The organism is Aquibacillus halophilus (assembly GCF_009649745.1).
In the GTDB taxonomy this organism is placed as follows: Bacteria; Bacillota; Bacilli; order Bacillales; family Amphibacillaceae; genus Aquibacillus; species Aquibacillus halophilus.
In genome coordinates this window covers 464,039-484,421 of record NZ_WJNG01000002.1, presented here as the reverse complement: position 1 = coordinate 484,421, position 20,383 = coordinate 464,039, and the positions used below count along the sequence as shown (strand labels likewise).

The 20,383-nt window shown below is 37.9% G+C and carries 16 protein-coding genes; 2 read left to right on the top strand and 14 right to left on the bottom strand.

The features are described 5' to 3' along the window. Positions 1–10: 10 nt before the first annotated feature. The 11 genes from GH741_RS22255 to GH741_RS03440 all read right to left on the bottom strand — a co-directional run bounded on the left by GH741_RS22255 (position 11) and on the right by GH741_RS03440 (position 13,450). Positions 11–904: an ABC transporter permease gene (locus tag GH741_RS22255; RefSeq protein WP_338079217.1), complete on the bottom strand. Its 894-nt coding sequence runs from the start codon at positions 902–904 to the stop codon at positions 11–13. Next, positions 905–1,714, bottom strand: a complete 810-nt coding sequence (locus GH741_RS03485) for an ABC transporter permease (protein WP_153735361.1) — start codon at positions 1,712–1,714, stop codon at positions 905–907. Positions 1,715–1,717: 3 nt separating this feature from the next. Further along, a complete protein-coding gene (locus tag GH741_RS03480) occupies positions 1,718–2,494 on the bottom strand; it encodes an ABC transporter ATP-binding protein (protein ID WP_153735360.1) in 777 nt (258 codons plus the stop codon). A 110-nt stretch (positions 2,495–2,604) separates the two neighbouring features. Continuing rightward, positions 2,605–4,251, bottom strand: coding sequence for a PucR family transcriptional regulator (locus GH741_RS03475; RefSeq protein ID WP_153735359.1), 1,647 nt, complete (start codon positions 4,249–4,251; stop codon positions 2,605–2,607). 334 nt (positions 4,252–4,585) lie between these two features. Further along, positions 4,586–4,798, bottom strand: coding sequence for a hypothetical protein (locus GH741_RS03470; protein ID WP_153735358.1), 213 nt, complete (start codon positions 4,796–4,798; stop codon positions 4,586–4,588). A 44-nt stretch (positions 4,799–4,842) separates the two neighbouring features. Then, positions 4,843–6,261, bottom strand: coding sequence for a dihydropyrimidinase (hydA, locus tag GH741_RS03465; RefSeq protein WP_153735357.1), 1,419 nt, complete (start codon positions 6,259–6,261; stop codon positions 4,843–4,845). A 732-nt stretch (positions 6,262–6,993) separates the two neighbouring features. Then, positions 6,994–8,268 (bottom strand): NAD-dependent dihydropyrimidine dehydrogenase subunit PreA, encoded by a 1,275-nt coding sequence (gene preA / locus GH741_RS03460; protein ID WP_153735356.1) that lies wholly within the window; start codon positions 8,266–8,268, stop codon positions 6,994–6,996. A 38-nt stretch (positions 8,269–8,306) separates the two neighbouring features. Next, complete coding sequence (locus tag GH741_RS03455; RefSeq protein ID WP_153735355.1) at positions 8,307–9,674, bottom strand: NAD(P)-dependent oxidoreductase; 1,368 nt, start codon at positions 9,672–9,674, stop codon at positions 8,307–8,309. 117 nt (positions 9,675–9,791) lie between these two features. Next, positions 9,792–10,682 (bottom strand): nitrilase-related carbon-nitrogen hydrolase, encoded by an 891-nt coding sequence (locus GH741_RS03450; RefSeq protein WP_153735354.1) that lies wholly within the window; start codon positions 10,680–10,682, stop codon positions 9,792–9,794. A 253-nt stretch (positions 10,683–10,935) separates the two neighbouring features. Then, positions 10,936–11,631: an OmpA family protein gene (locus GH741_RS03445; RefSeq protein ID WP_153735353.1), complete on the bottom strand. Its 696-nt coding sequence runs from the start codon at positions 11,629–11,631 to the stop codon at positions 10,936–10,938. Continuing rightward, positions 11,621–13,450 (bottom strand): MotA/TolQ/ExbB proton channel family protein, encoded by a 1,830-nt coding sequence (locus tag GH741_RS03440; RefSeq protein WP_153735352.1) that lies wholly within the window; start codon positions 13,448–13,450, stop codon positions 11,621–11,623. The genes GH741_RS03445 and GH741_RS03440 overlap by 11 nt, the downstream gene beginning before the upstream one ends. Before the next feature lie 253 nt (positions 13,451–13,703). Here GH741_RS03440 and GH741_RS21755 point away from each other — a divergent pair, with 253 nt between their 5' ends. Both GH741_RS21755 and GH741_RS03430 read left to right on the top strand, forming a co-directional pair. Then, positions 13,704–13,859: a hypothetical protein gene (locus GH741_RS21755; protein ID WP_153735351.1), complete on the top strand. Its 156-nt coding sequence runs from the start codon at positions 13,704–13,706 to the stop codon at positions 13,857–13,859. Positions 13,860–14,620: 761 nt separating this feature from the next. After that, positions 14,621–16,057 carry an aldehyde dehydrogenase family protein gene (locus GH741_RS03430; protein ID WP_153735350.1) on the top strand — a complete coding sequence of 479 codons (1,437 nt, stop codon included), beginning with the start codon at positions 14,621–14,623 and terminating at the stop codon, positions 16,055–16,057. Positions 16,058–16,231: 174 nt separating this feature from the next. Here GH741_RS03430 and ald read toward each other — a convergent pair whose 3' ends face one another. The 3 genes from ald to GH741_RS03415 are packed head-to-tail and all read right to left on the bottom strand — an operon-like array spanning position 16,232 to position 20,233. Then, the gene (gene ald, locus GH741_RS03425; protein WP_153735349.1) at positions 16,232–17,374 is read right to left on the bottom strand and encodes an alanine dehydrogenase; all 1,143 of its coding nucleotides are present in this window, start codon (positions 17,372–17,374) and stop codon (positions 16,232–16,234) included. Positions 17,375–17,399: 25 nt separating this feature from the next. Continuing rightward, the gene (locus GH741_RS03420) at positions 17,400–18,743 is read right to left on the bottom strand and encodes an aspartate aminotransferase family protein (protein ID WP_153735348.1); all 1,344 of its coding nucleotides are present in this window, start codon (positions 18,741–18,743) and stop codon (positions 17,400–17,402) included. 29 nt (positions 18,744–18,772) lie between these two features. Beyond that, positions 18,773–20,233 carry a CoA-acylating methylmalonate-semialdehyde dehydrogenase gene (locus GH741_RS03415; RefSeq protein WP_153735347.1) on the bottom strand — a complete coding sequence of 487 codons (1,461 nt, stop codon included), beginning with the start codon at positions 20,231–20,233 and terminating at the stop codon, positions 18,773–18,775. Positions 20,234–20,383: the final 150 nt, after the last annotated feature.

Below are 20,383 nucleotides of genomic sequence, written 5' to 3'. Positions count from 1 at the left end.
TTTATCTAATCTATGATCGATTGGAAGTATGCCACTTTAAGAATACCTTCTCTAATCTTTCTACGATTAAATAAAAAATCACCCCAGCAATAGCTGCTACTATGATACAAGACCAACCTAAAGGCATTTTAGCAACCTTAATTGAATTGGACAGTAGATAGCCTAGTCCTCGTGATGAAAAGAAGAACTCACCAACAATTGCACCAATCATACTTGCAGTTGTATTTATTTTTAAAGCCGTGAACACAAACGGTAAACTGTTAGAAACACGTAAATAGCGAAAAACTTCATGTTTTTTCGCAGCATAAGAATGCATTAAATCGAGTGCTAACGGATCAACCATCCTCATACCTTTGTACGCATTAATCGCCATTGCAGCCATCGTCATGATTGTAACGATAGCAATTCTTGAACCCATACCAGCACCAAACCACAGATTCATAATTGGGGCCATCGCTACTATCGGTACTGCATTCAAGGAAGCAATCAGCACCAGGCCCCCTTTTCCCCATCTCGGCCAAGCGGCAGCAAGTATGGCAAATACAAAACCAAGGGTCGACCCGATTAACATACCTAGAACCGCTTCTGTCATCGTATAGCCAGCATAGGATAACAAAAGGGTACGATTTTCAGTCATTGCTTCTAGAATTGTTGACGGAATTGGTAATTGATACGTCTCCAAATTAAATATTAAATGGAACATTTGCCATTCCCATAAAAGCACCATCACTACCCCAGCAATAAGGGGGAGAAGTATCTGCTTGACATATCCTTTTCTACTCTTTTTTTTCTTTGAACCAGCTTGAGAAATATTTTTTAGCTTTTGTGTTTGTGATTTTCCTGCTACTTTTACAGCCGCTTCATCTGACCAATCAAAAGTTTTAACTGATCTTTTTTCTTCCACTTAATCGTCACCTCCACTTGACCTGAAATCCGGTTGCCAAGGGGCAACGATACGTTCGATTAAGCTAATCAGTAAGTAACTAACAACACCTAGGAACGCTCCGACAATTACAGTTGACCAAAACATATAATTATGCGAAGGACCATAATAGAGATTACGCAACATAAGTACACCTATGCCATTTTGCGCACCCATCAACTCAACCAGAATAGCGCCTGTCACTGCAAGTGGGGCAGCTATTTTTAACCCACTAAACAAGCCAGGTAATGCCGCTGGAAAGCGAAGCTTCCAATAAATCATCCACGGCTTTGCTGCAAAGGAGTACATTAGTTCAACTGCTGTGGGATCAACACTTCTGAGTCCTCTTAACATGTTTAATGCAACCGGAAAAAAAGTGATGTAACCTGCAATCAATATACGTGCAATTTGTTCATCACGAAATATTCCATACACAATTGGTGCAAGGCCAAGGATGGGGATCATTTGTGAAGCAATCGCATATGGAAAAGTCAGTTGCTCTATCCATTTTGATATACTCATAAGTACCGCCAATAGTCCACCTAAGGTTGCACCTAGTAAAAAACCAATTGCAGCGTTCGAAAAAGTCGCTTTACCTTCAACAAAAAGTGTATAACCATACTGAGTAAATGTATAAACAAGTTCATGAATGTAGGGAATCTTTGATTGTGCCATTGATGCCTCTACAACATGAAGCAAAAACCAAGAACTAAATTCCCACACCACTAATAGCCCAAATACCCAAACAACTACCGGGAAATAGCGGCTACTTAACACATTCTGAACGTTCATTACTTACACCCCTTCAAAGCTATCGCGTATATCTGCGATCAACTGGAAAAACTCAGGGCTATTTCTCATTTCTTGTGTGCGAGGTCTAGGAAGAGTAATATCTACAACAGAAGATAATCTTCCAGGATGGGGTGAAAGTACAAATACTCTATCTGATAAAAAGATAGATTCCGAGATGCTATGTGTAACAAATACTACAGTACTTCCGACCTTGCTCCAAATCGATAAGAGCTCTTCGTTTAAGTGCTCTCTGGTAAACTCGTCTAATGCTGAAAAGGGTTCGTCCATTAGCAATATTTCCGGTTCCATCGCAAGTGCTCTTGCAATGGCTACACGTTGCTGCATTCCTCCACTTAATTGCCAAGGGTATTTTTCTTTAAAGTCCTCTAAACCAACTAGCTCCAATAAAGCATTCACTCGATCCTCACGTTCTGATTTCTTCATACCTATCATTTCTAAAGGTAGATTTATATTTTGCTTTACCTTTCTCCAATCATAAAGAACAGGACTTTGAAACACGATACCGTATTTCTGTGCTAGTCTTGCTGCTCGTGCTGATTCACCCGCTACTTTGATTTCTCCGTTTGTCGGTTGAATTAAATCAGCCATAATTCGCAGTAGCGTTGTCTTTCCACAACCAGACGGCCCTAGCAACGAAACGAATTCACCCTGTTTTATATCTAACGTGACATCTTGAACTGCTAATACTTCCGTGGAATCCGTTTGATAAAGCATGCTAACTCGTTCCAATTTTATTTCCGGAGTGTTCACTAACGACATAGAAATCTCCCCCATTTTTTTGGGATTAGGGGACAGGTACTCTGTCCCAGTTGTGTTCATTCCCAGTATGATGAAATTGCTCAGATCAGTTTGCTCTAGCAAATAAAGCCTTAAAGCTGATTAATCGTGGATTGAGGCATATTGATGGATGGATTGTTGTAATGATAGGCATGAAGTGAAAATTCGATGGTAGCTCGTTTGGATGATTCCATGAAATCCTCACCTAGTAGTTCCTTTAGTTTATCTAATCGATGATATAAGGTTTGGCGTACTACGAATAGACGTTTGGCTGCCTCATTTTTTGAACCATTAGATTCAAGAAAAACTTGTAATGTGTAAAGTAATTGACTGGAATGTGCTTCATCATAATCAATAACAGCCCCTAAATATTCGTTAACATAATCATCTAAGTCAACTGTCTCGCTTAACTTTGATACCAAGCGATATATATGTAAATTCTCATAAAAAATTTCATCTTTAAGTCTCGCTTGATTTTGAATTTGAAGTGCTTCTTTCGCTGTGGAGTAACTTTCTGATAGTGCTTCTATGTTTACTTTCATTTTCCCGACACCAAAAAGCGCATGGTCAGATTTACTTTCTTTAAATAAATCCAATTGCTTTATGTGGTTTAGTGCTTTCTCCAATCTTTTTTTCCAATCGGATAACGAGCGTTGGTTGATCAATACAAAAATAAATTGTTTCTGATCGCACAATGAAATTAAGAAATATCCATGCTTTTGTAACACATTTCTAAATATTGCTAAGAAGTAGGAGTGTTTGGAGTCTTCTATTAATTGGTTTAACCGACAAATACATACGACGGCTCCCTGAGGCTTTATTTTAGAATCTATCGAGGATAAATATTGCCTTATTTCTTCTGTTTTGTATTCACCATTTAACCATTCATAGACCCATTGCTGCTCTTTCTGTTTTCGTTGTTCTTCGATATAAAAAAACCGAACCAAATCTTGTGAAATAGCATTTGTGCAACGATCTAAAACTAATAGTTCATATTCAGTAACTTTTTTATACTTTGGAAAAATAATTAACTCAGCAAATTTATGATCCAAAGCTTGAACCGATTGTCCTACATAGGATCCATCTGCAGCAATAAATTGTTTATTTCTATTAACTACTCGTTTACCTTTATGTTTATTTACTATTTCAATCATGTCCATTTTTTCTATTTCATGTTGTAGTGGAACAAAAATAGTTTCTTCACTGCTTTTTGCCAGATAAATAACTTGAACATTTAAATACTCACTAATTAACTTTAATACCCGTTTAAATGCATTTGGTAGTAGCATCGTATGGTTAAGTTTTCTAGAAAACTCTTCCAAATCGACCAAGACTCTGTATTGATTGTTCATTAATTGTCGATTAACCGTTTGGGTAATATCAATGAAACGCACCTCTTGATAAAATATAATTATTGGCATGTTGTGTTCGTTTGCAAGCTCGACCATTTCCTCAGGTATTTCATTTGCGTATTTAACAAGCTCAATACAGAGCCCTGCAGCACCCGCGTATATAAGTTGTTCCAAATACTTAATACTCGTTGCTCTAAAATTACGCCAACCAACACCTGTCGTAAGAATCAATTCCGATCCATTTAATAGCTTACCAGTATCTGTAACTTCCATAATGTGAACCCAATCTACAGTGTTCACAAGCCCTTTTTCACCTGGTATAACCTTTGCATGTTCAAAGCACTTTTCTTCTAACAATTCTCCTACTGTTATTCGAAGTGATCCCAATAATTTTCCTCCTTTGCTACTGATTTGATTGGATAATCTTAATATAGAACAGAGAATTACAGATATTACTTAATATTAAGGTAACACTATTTATCAATGAATCCCTTTGTTCTGTAAGGTAACCTAACTGAATATATATATATTGAATAATTTTCCTGATAGATAAGGTGATAAGTCACATCTAATAGGAAAATTCAAATTAGTAATTATACGTTAAAAAAATACATAAAATGGCATAAAGATATCTCTTTCAGAGTATATTCTACCGCTGATAATAAAATAACAAAACGCCTAGGAAAATATGCTAGATAGACGTTTTGTTATAATAGTTTTTTTATGCTCCCTTATTTTGGATAGCTATTAAATTAGAAATATATTTTCTTGTATCAGCCATCATGACTTGAAGATGTTCAGCAACTTTTCCCTCTTTTTCGAAAACTACGATTGCTCCTTCTAAGTTATCTTTGACTCCCTTTATTCTATACCCTTTTTCTAGCAAGGATTCAATTGAATTTCTTTCCTTCTCATATAGTTTGTATTCAGACAAGAAAACACTCCTCCTTGTGTAAGTTACTCAAGGTTCCTAAAGTATTACACTGACACCTTGTCACTATCATTCGTTAACAATTCTCCATACCGCGCCCGTTTTAGGTAATTACCTGCTCCTAATGTGCCGACAAATTGCTTATCTTTTATCACAAACTCACCACGAGACAGGACAGTAACAGGCTCACCTGTAACCTTCATTCCTTCAAAAGCATTATAATCAACCGCCATATGATGGGTATCAACAGATAGTGTCCGCTCCACTTCCGGGTCAAAAATCACGATATCGGCATCAGCTCCAACTGAAATCGTTCCTTTCTTAGGGTATAATCCAAAAAGCTTCGCGATTCGAGTTGAGGTGATATCAACAAACTGATTGAGCGTAATTCGTCCCTTTTTTACACCTTCAGAAAAAAGAATACTAAAGCGGTCCTCAATCATCGGTCCACCGTTTGGTATCTTGGTGAAATCCCCCTTGCCTAAGTCTTTTTGCCCTTTAAAGTCAAATGAACATTGATCTGAGCCAATTGTTTGCAAATGACCATTCTTAAGTGCATTCCATAGCTTGTCTTGGTTCCATTTTTCCCTTAGTGGTGGTGACCAGACATATTTAGCACCTTCAAAGTTTGGTTTTTCCATATAGGTTTGATCTAAAACTAAATATTGGGGACATGTCTCACCCCACACGTCATAGCCCCTTTCACGGGCTTCTTTAATTTTTTGAGCACTCTCATCACAGGATACGTGCACCACATATAACTGTGAATTAGCCAAACCAGTTAATTGTGTTGCTCTTGCAGTTGCCTCACCCTCCGCTTCCGGGGGCCGTGTTAAGGCATGATAAATTGGGTCTGTGTTCCCAGCTGCTAAGGCATCCTTTACTAAGTGATCAATCACATCACCATTTTCAGCGTGGACCATGACTAGTGCACCTAGTTCTTTTGCTGTTTTTAATGTTTGGAAAAGAGTTCCATCATCTGCCTGGAATACATTTTTGTAAGCCATGAACACTTTAAATGATGTAATACCTTCTTCTGTTAGTATCGATGGAAGTTCATTTAATACATCATCAGTAACCTCACTGATCATTAAATGAAAACCATAATCGATAACTGCCTTATCCTTCGACTTAGCATGCCACTCCTTAATTGGATTTCTAAGTGATTCCCCTTTTCTCGTTATACAAAAGTCAATAACAGAGGTTGTTCCACCATGTGCAGCAGCAATTGTACCTGTTTCAAAATCATCTTTACTAACCGTTCCACCAAACGGCATTTCTAAATGAGTATGGGGGTCGATTCCACCAGGGAAAACATAGCATCCCGAAGCATCAACTACCTCGGCACCATCAACAGTCAAGTTTCGTCCAATCATTGAAATGACTTCATTTTCAATTAATAGATCTGCTACATACGTATCAGATCCTGTAACAATTGTTCCATTTTTAATCACCTTTTGGCCCATAATTAGCCTCCTTTACTTAATCTGGATCTTTTCGCAAACATTGTTGCTTTTAGTATTCGTATTTGATGCGACGTAACTTCTGCATTGATTTGATTTCACTCTAGTTAAATTGCGCTATACTAACGCTTCGGCAGAATACTTCGCTTTCCGTGGGCACGGCCTTAGCCTCCTCAGAATCAAAGAACGATCCTTCCGGGGTCTTCGGACGGGTGCTGTTCCCACAGGAGTCTACGTATTCTGCCTACGCTGGTAGTAGTGTTCTGATTATCGAAGAGAGAAAGCCAAAGATCTATGTCTCAAGGACTTTACCCTCGTAATCAGAAAGCTATTTAAGCTGCGGAGCTTTACTATACTACTTTTGGTTATATCCATCATCCTTTCAGTATTGGTGCAATATGATGTTGATTGAAGCGTAGGAAGAATACATAGATTCCTTGAAAATAAAATACAATTTTCTTAGGGAGATATTTTGATTCAGGAAGTTAATTTAAGTCCTGTGGGATCTTCAACGTTCCTCATTTTAAATGTATTAGTTTCAACGATCTATACCAACGGAGGAAATACACGGAGACTCCTGCGGGATGGAAAGGCATCGATGAGACCCCACAGTGCGTAGCACGAGGAGGCTCAACAGCCGCCCGCGGAAAGCGGAGTGTATTTCCGTAGTGGTGTAGGTTACGGCCGTAGTCTATAGTTAATTATCAACAACAATCTTTAGAAAACAACCTTAAGCTATTTCACTAAATTAACACTACTACTGGTCGTAGCTTGTCGTTCATTCCATGTCATTGGTGGAAATTCACTCTCTACTTCAACCATTTCAATTGCACCATCAACTGGACAAACAATTGCGCATAGATTACAACCGACACAATCTTCTTCTCTCACCTTTAAAATGTCTTTTCCAAAATCGTCCTTCAACATGTCGATACATTGGTGTGCAGTATCTTCACATGCTATATGGCATTTATTGCAATTGATACAAATGTCATTATCTATCTGTGCAACAATTTGATAATTTAAATCTAAATCTCCCCAGTTGGTGTACTTCGGTACTGTTTTACCAACGATATCCATCACCGAAGCAATCCCTTTATCATCAAGATAATTATTTAGTCCATCAATCATGTCTTCAACAATCCGAAAACCATGATGCATCGCTGCAGTGCATACTTGCACACTAGTCGATCCCATTAGCATAAATTCAACTGCATCCTGCCAGTTCGATACACCACCAATACCGGATATAGGGATACCAATTCGCTCATTTCTTGCACACTCTCCAACCATGTTTAACGCGATTGGTTTAACTGCCGGTCCACAATAACCTCCGTGTGCACCCTTATTTCCAACATGCGGAATCGTATTCCATGTATCAATATCGACACCTGCTAAACTATTAATCGTATTAATCATACTTACAGCATCGGCCCCTCCCCGGGTAGCAGCTTCAGCTGTAAGTGTAATATCTGTAATATTTGGAGTAAGCTTTACAATAACTGGCTTTGTAGCAACCTCCTTTGTCCAATACGTTTGTTTTTCTACAAGTTCTGGAACTTGCCCAGAGGCAGATCCCATACCGCGTTCCGCCATTCCGTGTGGACAGCCAAAATTGAGTTCATAACCATCAACCCCGACTTCTTCGACTCGTTTAACAATCTCATGCCACTTTTCCTGTTGGGGCTCTACCATTAATGAAGCTATGATAGCGTGGTTTGGGTACTTTTTCTTTGTTTCATAAATCTCTTTTAGGTTTTCTTCTAATGATCGATCAGTGATTAACTCAATATTATTAAACCCCATTACACGTTGGCCGTTGTACCCAACTGCAGCAAATCTAGAGGAAGTATTAATTACTGGCTCACCTAGTGTCTTCCAAACCGCTCCACCCCAACCTGCTTCAAAGGCTCGTTGAACCTGATATCCAGTATTTGTAGGTGGACCAGATGCCAACCAGAAAGGGTTTGGTGATTTGATACCAGCTATATTTATACTTAAGTCCGCCATGTATTGGCCTCCTTTATTGTATTTACTATTTTTGGTTACTAAGCTGTTTCTGCAACACCAAACATCTGTCGGTGTAGTGCATAGGCTACCTGTTTACCTTGTTCTGCTGCCGAAACTACCATTGCTTCACCTTGACCTTTACCAAAAATAACATCCCCACAAGAAAAAACATTTGGATTTGACGTTTGATATGTCTCTTCATTAACTGTAACAACACCACCGTTATGATTTAATGAAAAACCTTCAATTAATTTCGTATAACGTGATTGACCTATCGCTTTCACTATTACATCCACTGCCAAGGTAAATGTAGAACCTTCAACAGGCACCGGTCTTCGCCTTCCATCCTCACCAGGCTCCCCAAGCTCCATTTTTATGCATTCCAATCCGGTTATTTTTCCTGATTCATCGCTGATAATCTTGGTAGGCTGAGTTAACCACCGGAACTCTACACCATCTTGCTTAGCAAATTCATACTCGTAATCATAAGCCGTCATCTCTTCAATTGTTCTCCGATAAAGAATTTTCACATTCTCAGCACCTAACCGTACTGAACAAGTCGCACCATCGATCGCCGTGTTTCCAGCACCAATGACTGCCACTCTTTTACCCACGAAATCATCCGTAATTGGTTTTGTTTTTGTATCCTTTACAAATTCGATTGCATCAAAAACACCATCTAGGTTTTCACCTTCAATACCCAAAGCAGGAACGCTAGACATACCAATTGCTACGACTACTCGGTCAAAATTTTCTAGTAGTTCACTAGGTTGTATGTCTTTACCAACAGTTGTATTGGTACGTATTTCTACATCTAAACTTTCTACCTGCTCCACCTCCCAAAACGAAACCGCTTGTGGTAACCGGAAGGAAACAATACCATAGCTATCTAGCCCACCTGCATGTTCCTCTGCTTCAAAAATAGTGACCTTATAGCCTAGTAAGGCGAGTTCCCTAGCAGCAGAAAGTCCCCCAGGTCCCCCGCCAACAATCGCAACTGTTTTACCGTTTTTCTTGCCCGCTTTGAACAATACCTGCTCATTTTTAATCGCCCAATCTGTTGCATGTCGTTGTAGGTCACCAATCATGATCGATTTTGTCGATTCATTTAAAACACATGCACCTTCACAAAGCTCTTCTGTTGGACAAACTCTTGCGCAGCTCGCACCAACTGGATTAGCCGTCATGATTGTGGTCGCGGATCCCTTCAAATTTCCACTGGCTATTTTTTTAATAAATGATGGGATATCAATACCAGTTGGACAGGCGATTGTACAAGGCGCATCATAGCAAAACAAACAACGATTAGACTCTTCCATTGCCTCCTGATTTGTCAGACCAGGCTTTACTTCTCGAAAGTTTGCAAGTAGATCATCCGGTGTAATTTTTTCAAAATTAGCACTCAATCAAGTTACCCCCTTCATAGCATCTAGTTGCTATTTTCATTAAAGGTGAGCAGGAAAAACCCGTTCACCTGATTGATTTGTTAAACTTTCATTAAAAGTTTTAATGTTCTTTCATTTCTATGGAAGTAAAGCGGTCATATCTTCATATGTTTCTGGTCTTCGGTCCCGGTAAAACTGCCAAGTATCTCTAACCTCTCGAATCAGTTGCTTATCCATTTCACCAATGACCACTTCGTCTTTATCACGACTTGCAGTAGCAACAAAGCTTCCTCTAGGGTCAACTAAATAACTTTGTCCGTAAAACTCACCCATATTCCAAGGTGCTTCATATCCAACACGATTAATAGCTCCTAAGTAGTATCCGTTAGCTACCGCATGGGCTGGTTGCTCTAATTTCCATAAGTATTCAGATAATCCAGCAACCGTTGCTGAAGGATTAAATACAATTTCTGCACCCTTTAACCCTAGTAATCTGGCACCTTCCGGGAAATGTCGATCATAACAAATATAAACGCCTATTTTTGCAAAAGCAGTATCGAACACGGGATACCCTAAATTTCCTGGCTTAAAGTAATATTTTTCCCAAAAACCGCAGCCCTCTTTTGCAACACCTACCTGTGGGATGTGTTGTTTCCTATATTTACCAAGATAGCTACCATCTGCATCAATAACAGCAGCTGTATTATAGTAGGTAGCAATACCTTCTCTTTCATAAATAGGCAAAACAATTACAACCCCTAGATCTTTTGCTAGTTCTTGAAATAATTTTGTTGTTGGGCCATTTGGTATTTCCTCAGCAGCCTCATACCATTTAGAATTTTGCTCTGTACAAAAATAAGGACCATAAAATATTTCTTGAAGGCACACAATTTGCGCACCTTTACTTTTTGCATCGCGCACAAGCTTAATATGTTTTTCGATTGCAGCCTCTTTATGGACTGCAACTGGTTCATTTCCATCAACGTCGTTGGTTGCTTGTATTAAACCAATCGTAACCTTATCAGACATTTATTACTCCTCCTCATAAAAACAAACTGTTTTTAATTCTGAATTTTTAGATATCTTATCTGTAATTATACAAAAGAATTATTACCCTTCACCTGCACACTCTGTTAAATGAAATGACATACGAATGCCCATTATGTTAAAATAACTTGTTACATTTTCTAACGATACTAACTGCTAATTTTTTTATACATCTAAAAAAGAGTAAATTTGTAGTAAACTACTCACAAATAAAACAGATTATTGAAAGAGATTACTAATTCCCTTGCAATAATTCTCTCGTTTTATCTAAAATCTCCTCATCTTTCAAACGAAACTTAAATTCGACTCTTCGTGAATCATCAGCACTATAATTCCCTTCTGCATCATTCCTCCCATCCGTATAAGACTTAGCATTTACCGTCAACTTTCCCTCTAACTTTTGCTGAATGCTTTTCTCTGGAAAGTCTTCTCCAAGGATATATGACGCGACACTGTATGCTCTGTCTTGTGACAGATTTAAATTGTATAAATACCCTCCATTTTTGTCCGCATGACCTTCAATGATGATTTCAGCAATATAATTTTCGTATTCACTTTCTAATAGAACATCTAAATATTTAGGTATAAATTCATCTAAAAATTGATAGGATTCCTTTTTCAGTACGGCTTGATTAAATTCGAACAAGATATCAGTATTAAAAATAATCGCACCAGTTTTTTCATCTACTTCAATACCCAATGTAGATTCACTAAACTCTTCGTTCAACTCCTTTACTAGTTCTACTCTAACCCCCATTATCTGATCAATGGTCCGTTCCATCTCTTCAATTTGAAAAGACTTGATCACCATCATGCTTATAAAAATTAATATAAAACAAAGTAAAATTATTGTTAGTAAATCTGTAAATGAAGGCCAAAAGTGACTTTCTTCCTCTTCATTTTTAAATAATCGATGGTATTTATTGATCATTTTGGCCAACTCTTATTGGATTGTTTAGTTTCCCGACCTCTTGAGTAAATGAATTAATTTGTTGATTTAGCCTTTGAATTTCTTGGTTTAATTCATTTCCTGTTTGCTGGGCATATCTTGCACTGCTTTCATGATTTTCTTCAGTTAGTTGCCGAATTTGCTTATACTCTTTTTTGATTCCCTCATTTGTTAATTCAACATACTCTCCGATACTCCGAACAACCTTATCAAGTTTTTCGCCGAGGGTTCCCTCCAAATTAGACACATATTTGGAAAGTGTATCCTTTAAAACCTCAATACTTGCATCCATTTGATTGTCTTTTTGATTAAATGATTCATTCAATCGAGAAATTGTTCCGTTGATTTCGTTGATTAACTGATTATTTTTTATCCCTACTTGTTCATACGTCCTTGATGCCCCGATTAAGTGTTTTTCAAAGTCTACTGAATCTGCAGAGTGAGCCTTTAGATGATTATTAAAGTCTTTATTAAATTGTTCGAGATCGTCAAAACGATTAGATAGAAGATGCTTATATTCATTTTGCGTATTATTTATCGTTTCAAGTGCATGAGGTAGATGGACAATCGATTCTCCTAATCTATCAAAATCCTGCGAGAGTTCACTTAGATAAGAAGTAATTCTTGATAAATTTGAACTGAGATTATCTCCGAAAATCCCTTTAAACTGTTTATTATGATCCTCCATCCGTGCGACCAAGTCAGTGCTCCTTCGGTTCATTTTTTCAAATGCACCTTTGACTGATTCCTGTCCCTCGACAATTGACGTGGTAAATTCCTTCAGCTCCTCAACTGATGCTTCGAACGTCTCTAATGTATTCATCTGAGTTTCTGATAATTCCTTGGTTTTCTTGTAGGTATTTTCAAATATCTCTGTCATTCGTTCATTTCTTTTATCTACACGTTTAATATAAGAGAATAGTTGATCAAAATTACTGTTTAGCTTCGTTACTGAACTACCGAGTCCATCAGTTACCTCTTTAATACTTGTAAATAAAACCGTGAAATTCTTAAGATTACTAGACAATCCATCATTAAACTTAGCTAAGTCTTCTGCTGATTGTTGTAGTCCGCTCGTGTACTCCTGGAAACCTTTAAATGAATGAACAATATTTTGCAACGATTCTTGGTTTGTCTTTTGAAACTGAAGAATAGAAGCATTAATTGTCTCAGATACATCAATCAAGCGACCGATGCCATTTTGTTCGGTTTCTTCTAAATTGGATTCTACCTTTAGCATAATATCGGTGAGTAAATATTCAGAATTCGCTGCTCGAATAATTACTGTCATAATCAAAGACAATCCCATACCAGCAATACTCGTATAAAACGCCACATCAATTCCGGCGAGAACACTTGCCACATCTTCAACTAATTGATTCCCACCAGAATCAATATTGCCCAGAGCCATTGTTAGTCCGATAAACGTTCCCAAAACACCAATCAATATAAACATAGAGACCGTCATCTGAATCATTTTAATTAGATTTATAACTGGTACATTATAAACTCGCCAACCTGAGAATTTCTCCTGAACAAACGTCTCAGCTTTTACAGATTCCTCCTGCTTCCTTCGATCAAATTCATCTTTGAACGAACTAAGGGGTTCAATATCCATTCTTTTGGTTTCTTGTATGTAATTACGAATTTTTGTTAATTTACTATACAGTGAAAAATGAACAAGAATAGATATGATAAACGTGAGGAATAAAGCCATAAAAATGAATTCAATAATTCCATTTGAAAGAATCGCTTCCGCTTTTTGTTGACTTGTAAAAAGTTGTAGTATGGCTTCTAGCATTACAAATCTCCCCCAACTAGATTTAAAGGCTTCACAGGATATAAACTCAATTAATCTTGCATAGTAAAGATATCGTAAGTACATCCTTCTATATCTTTATTCATAGCATGACCAAATCATGTGTTCTAAGAAGCAGTTCAATTTATTTTTTTGTTAGTATTCATATTGAAAACTTGCCCTCTATAGTAATCTTTTTTATTTTTTTGAAAAAATGAAAGCGATTGCAAAATTTTTAGTATAAACTAGGTAAAACATGATATACTATAAATGTAAGAAGGATTCTTACAAAGTTAACATTACAGGAGACTCAACCATCCTAGTTAGTTCCGTTTATTACGGTTTAAAAAAGCCAGCTAGGAAGAATGTCGGAAAATCTGAAATGCAGAAAGCAGGTGGTACCACCAATTAACTTTCTAATTTGTTCAGAAAATTCTCAAAAAAAAAGTGAGTCCACCCAAAAAGAACTGTTGCACACAAAGTGATTTGTATGATCATCAAAACCTTAAATGTCTAGCTAAATTGTTCGACGGCTTGCCTATCTAAAGCTACAGATGAACTATGAACTAGAACAAGTTCATAGGGATGGAAGATTTAAGCTTTAGATGGTGATTAAGATGAGGCAAAACTTAAGAGCTTTAACTAGGTTAAATTTAAACGTGTGATGTAAATTCGGTGAACTTTGATGCAAAATAGGAAATATGAAGAAGGTGGAGAGTTTTACAAAGTTATACAATCCGAACATTTCAAAAAATGAGTCTAAAATAAGAAGAAAATCTTATTCAGGTAAATCAATTCAGTATCCTTCAACGGAACTGGCACATATCCTAGAGAGGTCGCACTTCTCCTTGGCAGTTAGTCCTTACTGCAAACTATGATACGTTGAATCAGAAGTGTTTAAACCTGTCATTGGGTCAAAATGTTCTCTGAAAAAGATTCCATTAGGATGTGTATGGTTGGGTCCCCTGTAATGTTAAGTAACGTAGTCCCGTAAATTTTAATTACGGGACTACTTTTTTATGGTTTAAAACTTGTAAGTTCTGACTTTCCCCAAACCTGCAGAGACTTACAATGTTAAAATTTTCTGTAAATAAATTTACATTATGTTTCTTTTACCGGCCCTTCTTTATAGCTAAAATAAATAAATAGAATAATTTAAATGAGGTGGCACTATTGAGTACAGACTGGAAAAGGTATCTTGACAATTTAGCTTTAGGAACTAATAAAACCTATCCCCTAATCAATCCACACACTCGCGAAGCAATTACTGATATTCCAGAGTGTACGAATAACCAAATGGAAGATGCTATTTCCAAAAGTAACGAAGCTTTTCAAAAGATGAAAAAGCTAACTTCTGAGGAAAGATCTACAATTTTAGACAATGCAGCTAGATTAATAGCTGCACAAAAAGAAGCATTTGCTAGGACAATAGTTTTGGAATCAGGTAAGCCTATTCGTTTTGCCAAGGGTGAGGTTGACCGGACGGTTGAGACATTAAAATTCGCAAGCACAGAAGCAAGAAAGTTAGAGGGAGAATCCATTCGCTTGGATGCTGCTCCAGGAGGTGCTGGAAGAGATGCTTATACAATTTTTCAACCAATTGGTGTTGTCGGGGCAATTACGCCTTTTAATTTTCCACTCAATCTAGTAGCTCACAAAGTTGGCCCTGCCCTAGCAGTAGGTAACACTATAATTGTAAAGCCAGCAGAGAAAACACCACTATCCTCCATCATGCTTGCACAAGTAATGGATCAAGCTGGGTTACCTAAAGATGCAATCCAGGTAATTACAGGGGATGGTCCAAGATTAGGAAAGATACTTATCGATCATCCTGATGTTGCAAAGATTACCTTTACTGGAAGTCCTGATGTAGGAAAATTTATTAAATCACAAGCGGGTTTAAAAAAGGTAACACTTGAATTAGGGAATAATTCTGCTTTGTATATTGATAACAGTGTAAAAGATAAACTAAAAGACGTTGCTCAAAAAGTAGTAGTTGGCGGTTTTTCTTACAACGGGCAGGTTTGCATTAGTACACAACGTGTTTATGTTCATGAAGATATCAGCGAAGAATTTTTACAGCATCTTAAGGTTGCAACCGAAACACTTGTATATGGTGATCCCAATAAGGATACAACGGATTTGTCTGGTATGATTGATGAAAAGTCACAGCAACGTGTGTTGGATTGGATTGAGGAAGCACTCAATGAGGGAGCAAGGCTAATTACTGGAGGAGAAGTAATAGGTAACGGAGTAAAACCCACCATTTTAACGAACGTACCATCAGATTCAAAGGTATCTTGTCAAGAAGTATTTGGACCCGTTGTTGTCGTTAATACGGTTTCTAATGCAGAGGCGGCTTTAGCTAAGATGAACGACAGTCAATATGGTTTAAATGCTGGAGTATTCACCTACACCCTACCGCAAGCATTTAAATTTGCACATCAATTAGAAGTCGGCCAGGTGCTAATTAACGATTTGCCAACGTTACGTTTTGATCATATGCCTTATGGTGGATTAAAGTCATCGGGATATGGATATGAAGGGATAAAATACGCAATCCGTGAGATGGTCAACATGAAATTCATCAGTATAAACTATCAATTTTAACGTACATAAAAACACCGCATGTGATTCTTTAAAGAATACGTGCGGTGTTTTCCGTTATTTAGCTTAGATTGAAAATGGATATACTAGATTATTTTTAACGTATGTGTTGAGATCTTGAAAGATTGTAAGTTAACTATTAATCAGGGGTTTGCAACTTACTAGTTACAGAATAGGCTATCTCCCTAAGAGGGACAAGGAGCCTGTCCCTCTGTCCCAGCTTGCTTCTTTGTATTCTAATCCATGTGCTTCTGCTACTGCTTTATAGGTTACGTATCCGTTCATCGTATTAATTCCTTTTAAAATCGACTGGTCATGCTGACAAGCTTCCATATAGCCTTTATTAGCAATCTTTAAGGCGTACGGAATCGTAACATTTGTTAAACCAAGAGTCGAGGTTCTTGGAACTGCTCCAGGCATATTTGCAACTGCATAATGAACAACACCGTGCTTTTCATACGTTGGATTATCATGCGTCGTTATTCTATCTGTTGTTTCAAAGATTCCTCCTTGATCGATAGCCACATCAGCTATGACAGATCCTTTTTTCATAGCTTTAATAATCTCTTCTGAAACAAGTTTTGGTGCTTTTGTTCCTGGTATTAAAACAGCACCGATAACTAGATCCGATTCTGCAACACATTCAGCTATATTAAGCGGGTTGGACATTACTGTATTTATTTGGTTTCCGAAAATGTTATCTAACTCTCTTAACCGATTTGAATCTAAATCAATAATTGTTACGTCAGCACCCAAACCAATCGCTATTTTTGCCGCATTAGTTCCAACTACTCCTCCACCAATAATGGTTACTTTACCTCGACGCACTCCCGGAATACCACTTAATAAAATACCTTTCCCACCTTTGGGTCTCTCTAAAAATTGTGCTCCAATTTGAGATGCCATTCTCCCCGCTACCTCACTCATTGGTGTTAAAAGTGGAAGTGATCCATTTTCATCCTGTATCGTTTCGTATGCTATAGCAACTACTTTGGCAGCAACCAGTGCTTTTGTTAATTCAGGCTCAGCAGCTAGATGGAGGTAAGTAAACAAAATCATATTTTCATGAAAATATGAATATTCCTCTTGCAAAGGCTCTTTTACTTTCATAACCATTTGACTTGCCCATACATCTTTTCTACTACTTAAAATTTCAGCACCCGCGAGCCTATAATCCTCGTCTGTGAATCCCGATCCAACTCCAGCTTCACTCTCTATCACAACTTCATGTCCTGCTTTAATAAACAAATTAACACCAGAAGGAGAGATAGCAACTCTGTTTTCATTATTTTTTATCTCTTTGACTACACCTATTCTCATATAACTATACCTCCATCCTAATTGACTAGATTTGTATGATTGCTTCTTTTACTGTTTTAATAATAAGTTCTAAATCATCCTCTGTCAGATTTAAAGGAGGGCTCAGTGTTAACACATTGTTGAATCCTTTAACTGTGTCACCATTCTTACCAATTATTAATCCTTTTCTCTTACAAAAAGAGATGACATTCGTTAATTTGTCTGGATGTGCGGGTTTTTTTGTCGCTTTATCTTCCACTAATTCAATCCCTAGTAGTAAGCCTCTACTCCGAATATCTCCAACATTTGGATGGTCAATTAATTCCATTAGACCTTCGTTAAGTCTCTTTCCTAAAACAGCTGATCGTTCAACCAGTCCCTCTCTCTCCATTATTTCAATGTTTTTAAGAGCTACAGCACAAGAAGCTGGACTTCCTCCAAATGTGTTTATATGTCTGAAATGATCATATTCTTCTGTTCCTTTGAATGCCTCATATATTTCCCTTTTAACCGCAGTTGCGGATAATGGCATGTAAGAGCTAGTCAGTCCTTTTGCCATGGTAACAATATCTGGTTTGATACCAGCATGCATATGACCAAACCGTTTACCTGTTCTACCAAAGCCATTGATTACTTCATCTACTATTAGCAGTGCACCATGTTGTGAACAAATTTCTTCTACTTCTTTCAAATAATGGTCATGCGGGATTAGCACTCCCCCACCAGTAATAATCGGCTCCATAATTACAGCAGCTATTGTTTCATCTAGCTCCCATGTCATTACCCGATCGATTTCACTAGCACTTTGAGAACAACATGTGCCATCTGATGAATCAAATGAACTCCGATAGCAATCAGGTGGAGCAACATGAAGAAATCCTTGAGCTAGTGGTTCATATTTATACTTTCTAAGGGCCTGGCCTGTTGCTGCAAGAGCCCCTATTGTATTCCCGTGATAGGACCGGTAACGAGAAATGATTTTATAACGATCATAATCACCGTTTTGTCTATGATATTGGCGTGCAATTTTGAATGCCACTTCGTTAGCTTCTGATCCGCTATTGGAAAAGAAAATAACATAATCATCCTCTAGCCACTCATTTAACTTTTCCCCTAATTCGATTGCAGGTTGGTGACTATGTGTAAGTGGGTAGAAAGGCAATTTCTTCAGTTGGTTATAAGCAGCCTCGGCAAGCTCAGTTCGTCCATAACCTACATTCACAGACCAAAGACCTGCCATTCCGTCTAGATAACGATTCCCCTCCGCATCTGTAATCCAAGCTCCGTCAGCTTCAGTCACGACCATGGTGGCTTCCGGATCGAACTTTCGCATCGAATGCCACACGTACTTTTCATCCTTTTTATTGAGGTCTTGCTTAACATTAACCATTATTATTTTACTCCTTTCCGAAAGGGAAATTAAAAGCGAGAAGTAATCATTTTCTTCCTTGTATAGAACTGAACACCATCACTGCCGTTCGCATGAAGATCGCCAAAGAATGAATTTTTCGACCCTGAAAACGGAAAGAATGCCATTGGTGCTGGTACGCCAATATTAACTCCTAACATACCCGGTTCAGCTTCCTCTCGAAACTTCCTAACTGCCTTCGCATCTCTTGAATAAAGAGTAGCAGAGTTACCAAACTTGGATTTATTCACAATATCTAGTGCACCATCTAAATCATCTGCACGTAATATACTAAGCACCGGTCCAAAGATTTCATCTTTAGCAATACTCATCTCCGGTGTTACGTGGTCAAAGACTGTTGGTCCTAGGAAATAACCTTGATCATTATCCGCCTTATCGTTTCTTCCGTCTCGAACCATTTGAGCTCCTTCCTTAATACCCAGCTCGATATACTTAAGTGCATTAGAGCGATTTGATTCTCTAATTACTGGGGTTAGAACAACATCCTCTTCCATTCCATTACCCATCTTTATATCATTAATAGATTGACTTAACTCTTTGACAAATTCATCCCCAGCTCCGACTACAACTACGGCACTGCAAGCCATACAACGTTGCCCTGCACTACCAAAAGATGAACTTATAATATTTTGAATCGTCACTTCTTTATCAGCATCAGGCATGACAATATGGTGATTTTTTGCTCCCGCTAACGCTTGCACACGCTTACCATGAGAGGCTGCTTGCTCGTAAACATATTTTGCAACTGGCTCGGATCCTACAAATGAGATTGCCTTCACGTCTTCATGACCTAACAATCCATTTACCACATCATGTGCACCATGCACAATATTAAAAACTCCATCCGGAAGACCAGCTTCTGAAAATAGCTCGGCTAATCGATTGGCAAGGATTGGTGTTCGTTCAGAAGGCTTTAGCACAAAAGTATTACCACATGCAATTGCTAATGGGAACATCCAACAAGGTACCATCATCGGAAAATTAAATGGGCTAATCCCACCTACTACCCCAAGGGGATAACGAAACATTTGTGAATCAATATCCGTTGCAATTGTTGATAACGTAACGCCCATCATGTGACTTGGTGCACCCGCTGCAAATTCTACACATTCGATTCCTCGTAATACTTCTCCGTAGGCTTCTTTATAGCTTTTACCATTCTCTTTGGTGACAAGATTTGCTAATTCCTCATGATTTTCAGTTAACAGCTGTTGATATCTAAACAAAACTCTTGCACGCTTTGGTACTGGTGTTTTACTCCAAGATTGAAACGCTTTTTTCGCTATCTCAACAGCTTGATCCACATCGCTAAACGATGATATAGGAACCATCGCAATCGTCTTTCCTGTTGCCGGATTTGGCACATCTTGATATTGATCCGTGTTTGCTTCCACCCATTTAGCATTAACATAATTTTTCAGTACGATTGTATCCTTCTTCGTATCTGTCATATCAGCGCCTCCTCTATCAATTTATAGATTTTTATTAGTATCTTAAGTATAGATAAGGAATGATTAGCTTGCATTAGACAGAAGGTAAAACAAAGTATCATTCGGTTTAACGGCGTGCTTACTTTATTTTCCTTTTGCTATTAAATCCCT

Bases quoted from the DNA above. Each gene is read 5' to 3' on its own strand.
- GH741_RS03420 (WP_153735348.1), bottom strand. From the start codon at position 18,743: ATGGTTAATGTTAAGCAAGACCTCAATAAAAAGGATGAAAAGTACGTG.
- GH741_RS03480 (WP_153735360.1), bottom strand. From the start codon at position 2,494: ATGTCGTTAGTGAACACTCCGGAAATAAAATTGGAACGAGTTAGCATG.
- GH741_RS03445 (WP_153735353.1), bottom strand. From the start codon at position 11,631: ATGATCAATAAATACCATCGATTATTTAAAAATGAAGAGGAAGAAAGT.
- GH741_RS03415 (WP_153735347.1), bottom strand. From the start codon at position 20,233: ATGACAGATACGAAGAAGGATACAATCGTACTGAAAAATTATGTTAAT.
- ald (WP_153735349.1), bottom strand. From the start codon at position 17,374: ATGAGAATAGGTGTAGTCAAAGAGATAAAAAATAATGAAAACAGAGTT.
- hydA (WP_153735357.1), bottom strand. From the start codon at position 6,261: ATGGGCCAAAAGGTGATTAAAAATGGAACAATTGTTACAGGATCTGAT.
- preA (WP_153735356.1), bottom strand. From the start codon at position 8,268: ATGGCGGACTTAAGTATAAATATAGCTGGTATCAAATCACCAAACCCT.
- GH741_RS03485 (WP_153735361.1), bottom strand. From the start codon at position 1,714: ATGAACGTTCAGAATGTGTTAAGTAGCCGCTATTTCCCGGTAGTTGTT.
- GH741_RS21755 (WP_153735351.1), top strand. From the start codon at position 13,704: ATGATATACTATAAATGTAAGAAGGATTCTTACAAAGTTAACATTACA.
- GH741_RS03440 (WP_153735352.1), bottom strand. From the start codon at position 13,450: ATGCTAGAAGCCATACTACAACTTTTTACAAGTCAACAAAAAGCGGAA.
- GH741_RS03450 (WP_153735354.1), bottom strand. From the start codon at position 10,682: ATGTCTGATAAGGTTACGATTGGTTTAATACAAGCAACCAACGACGTT.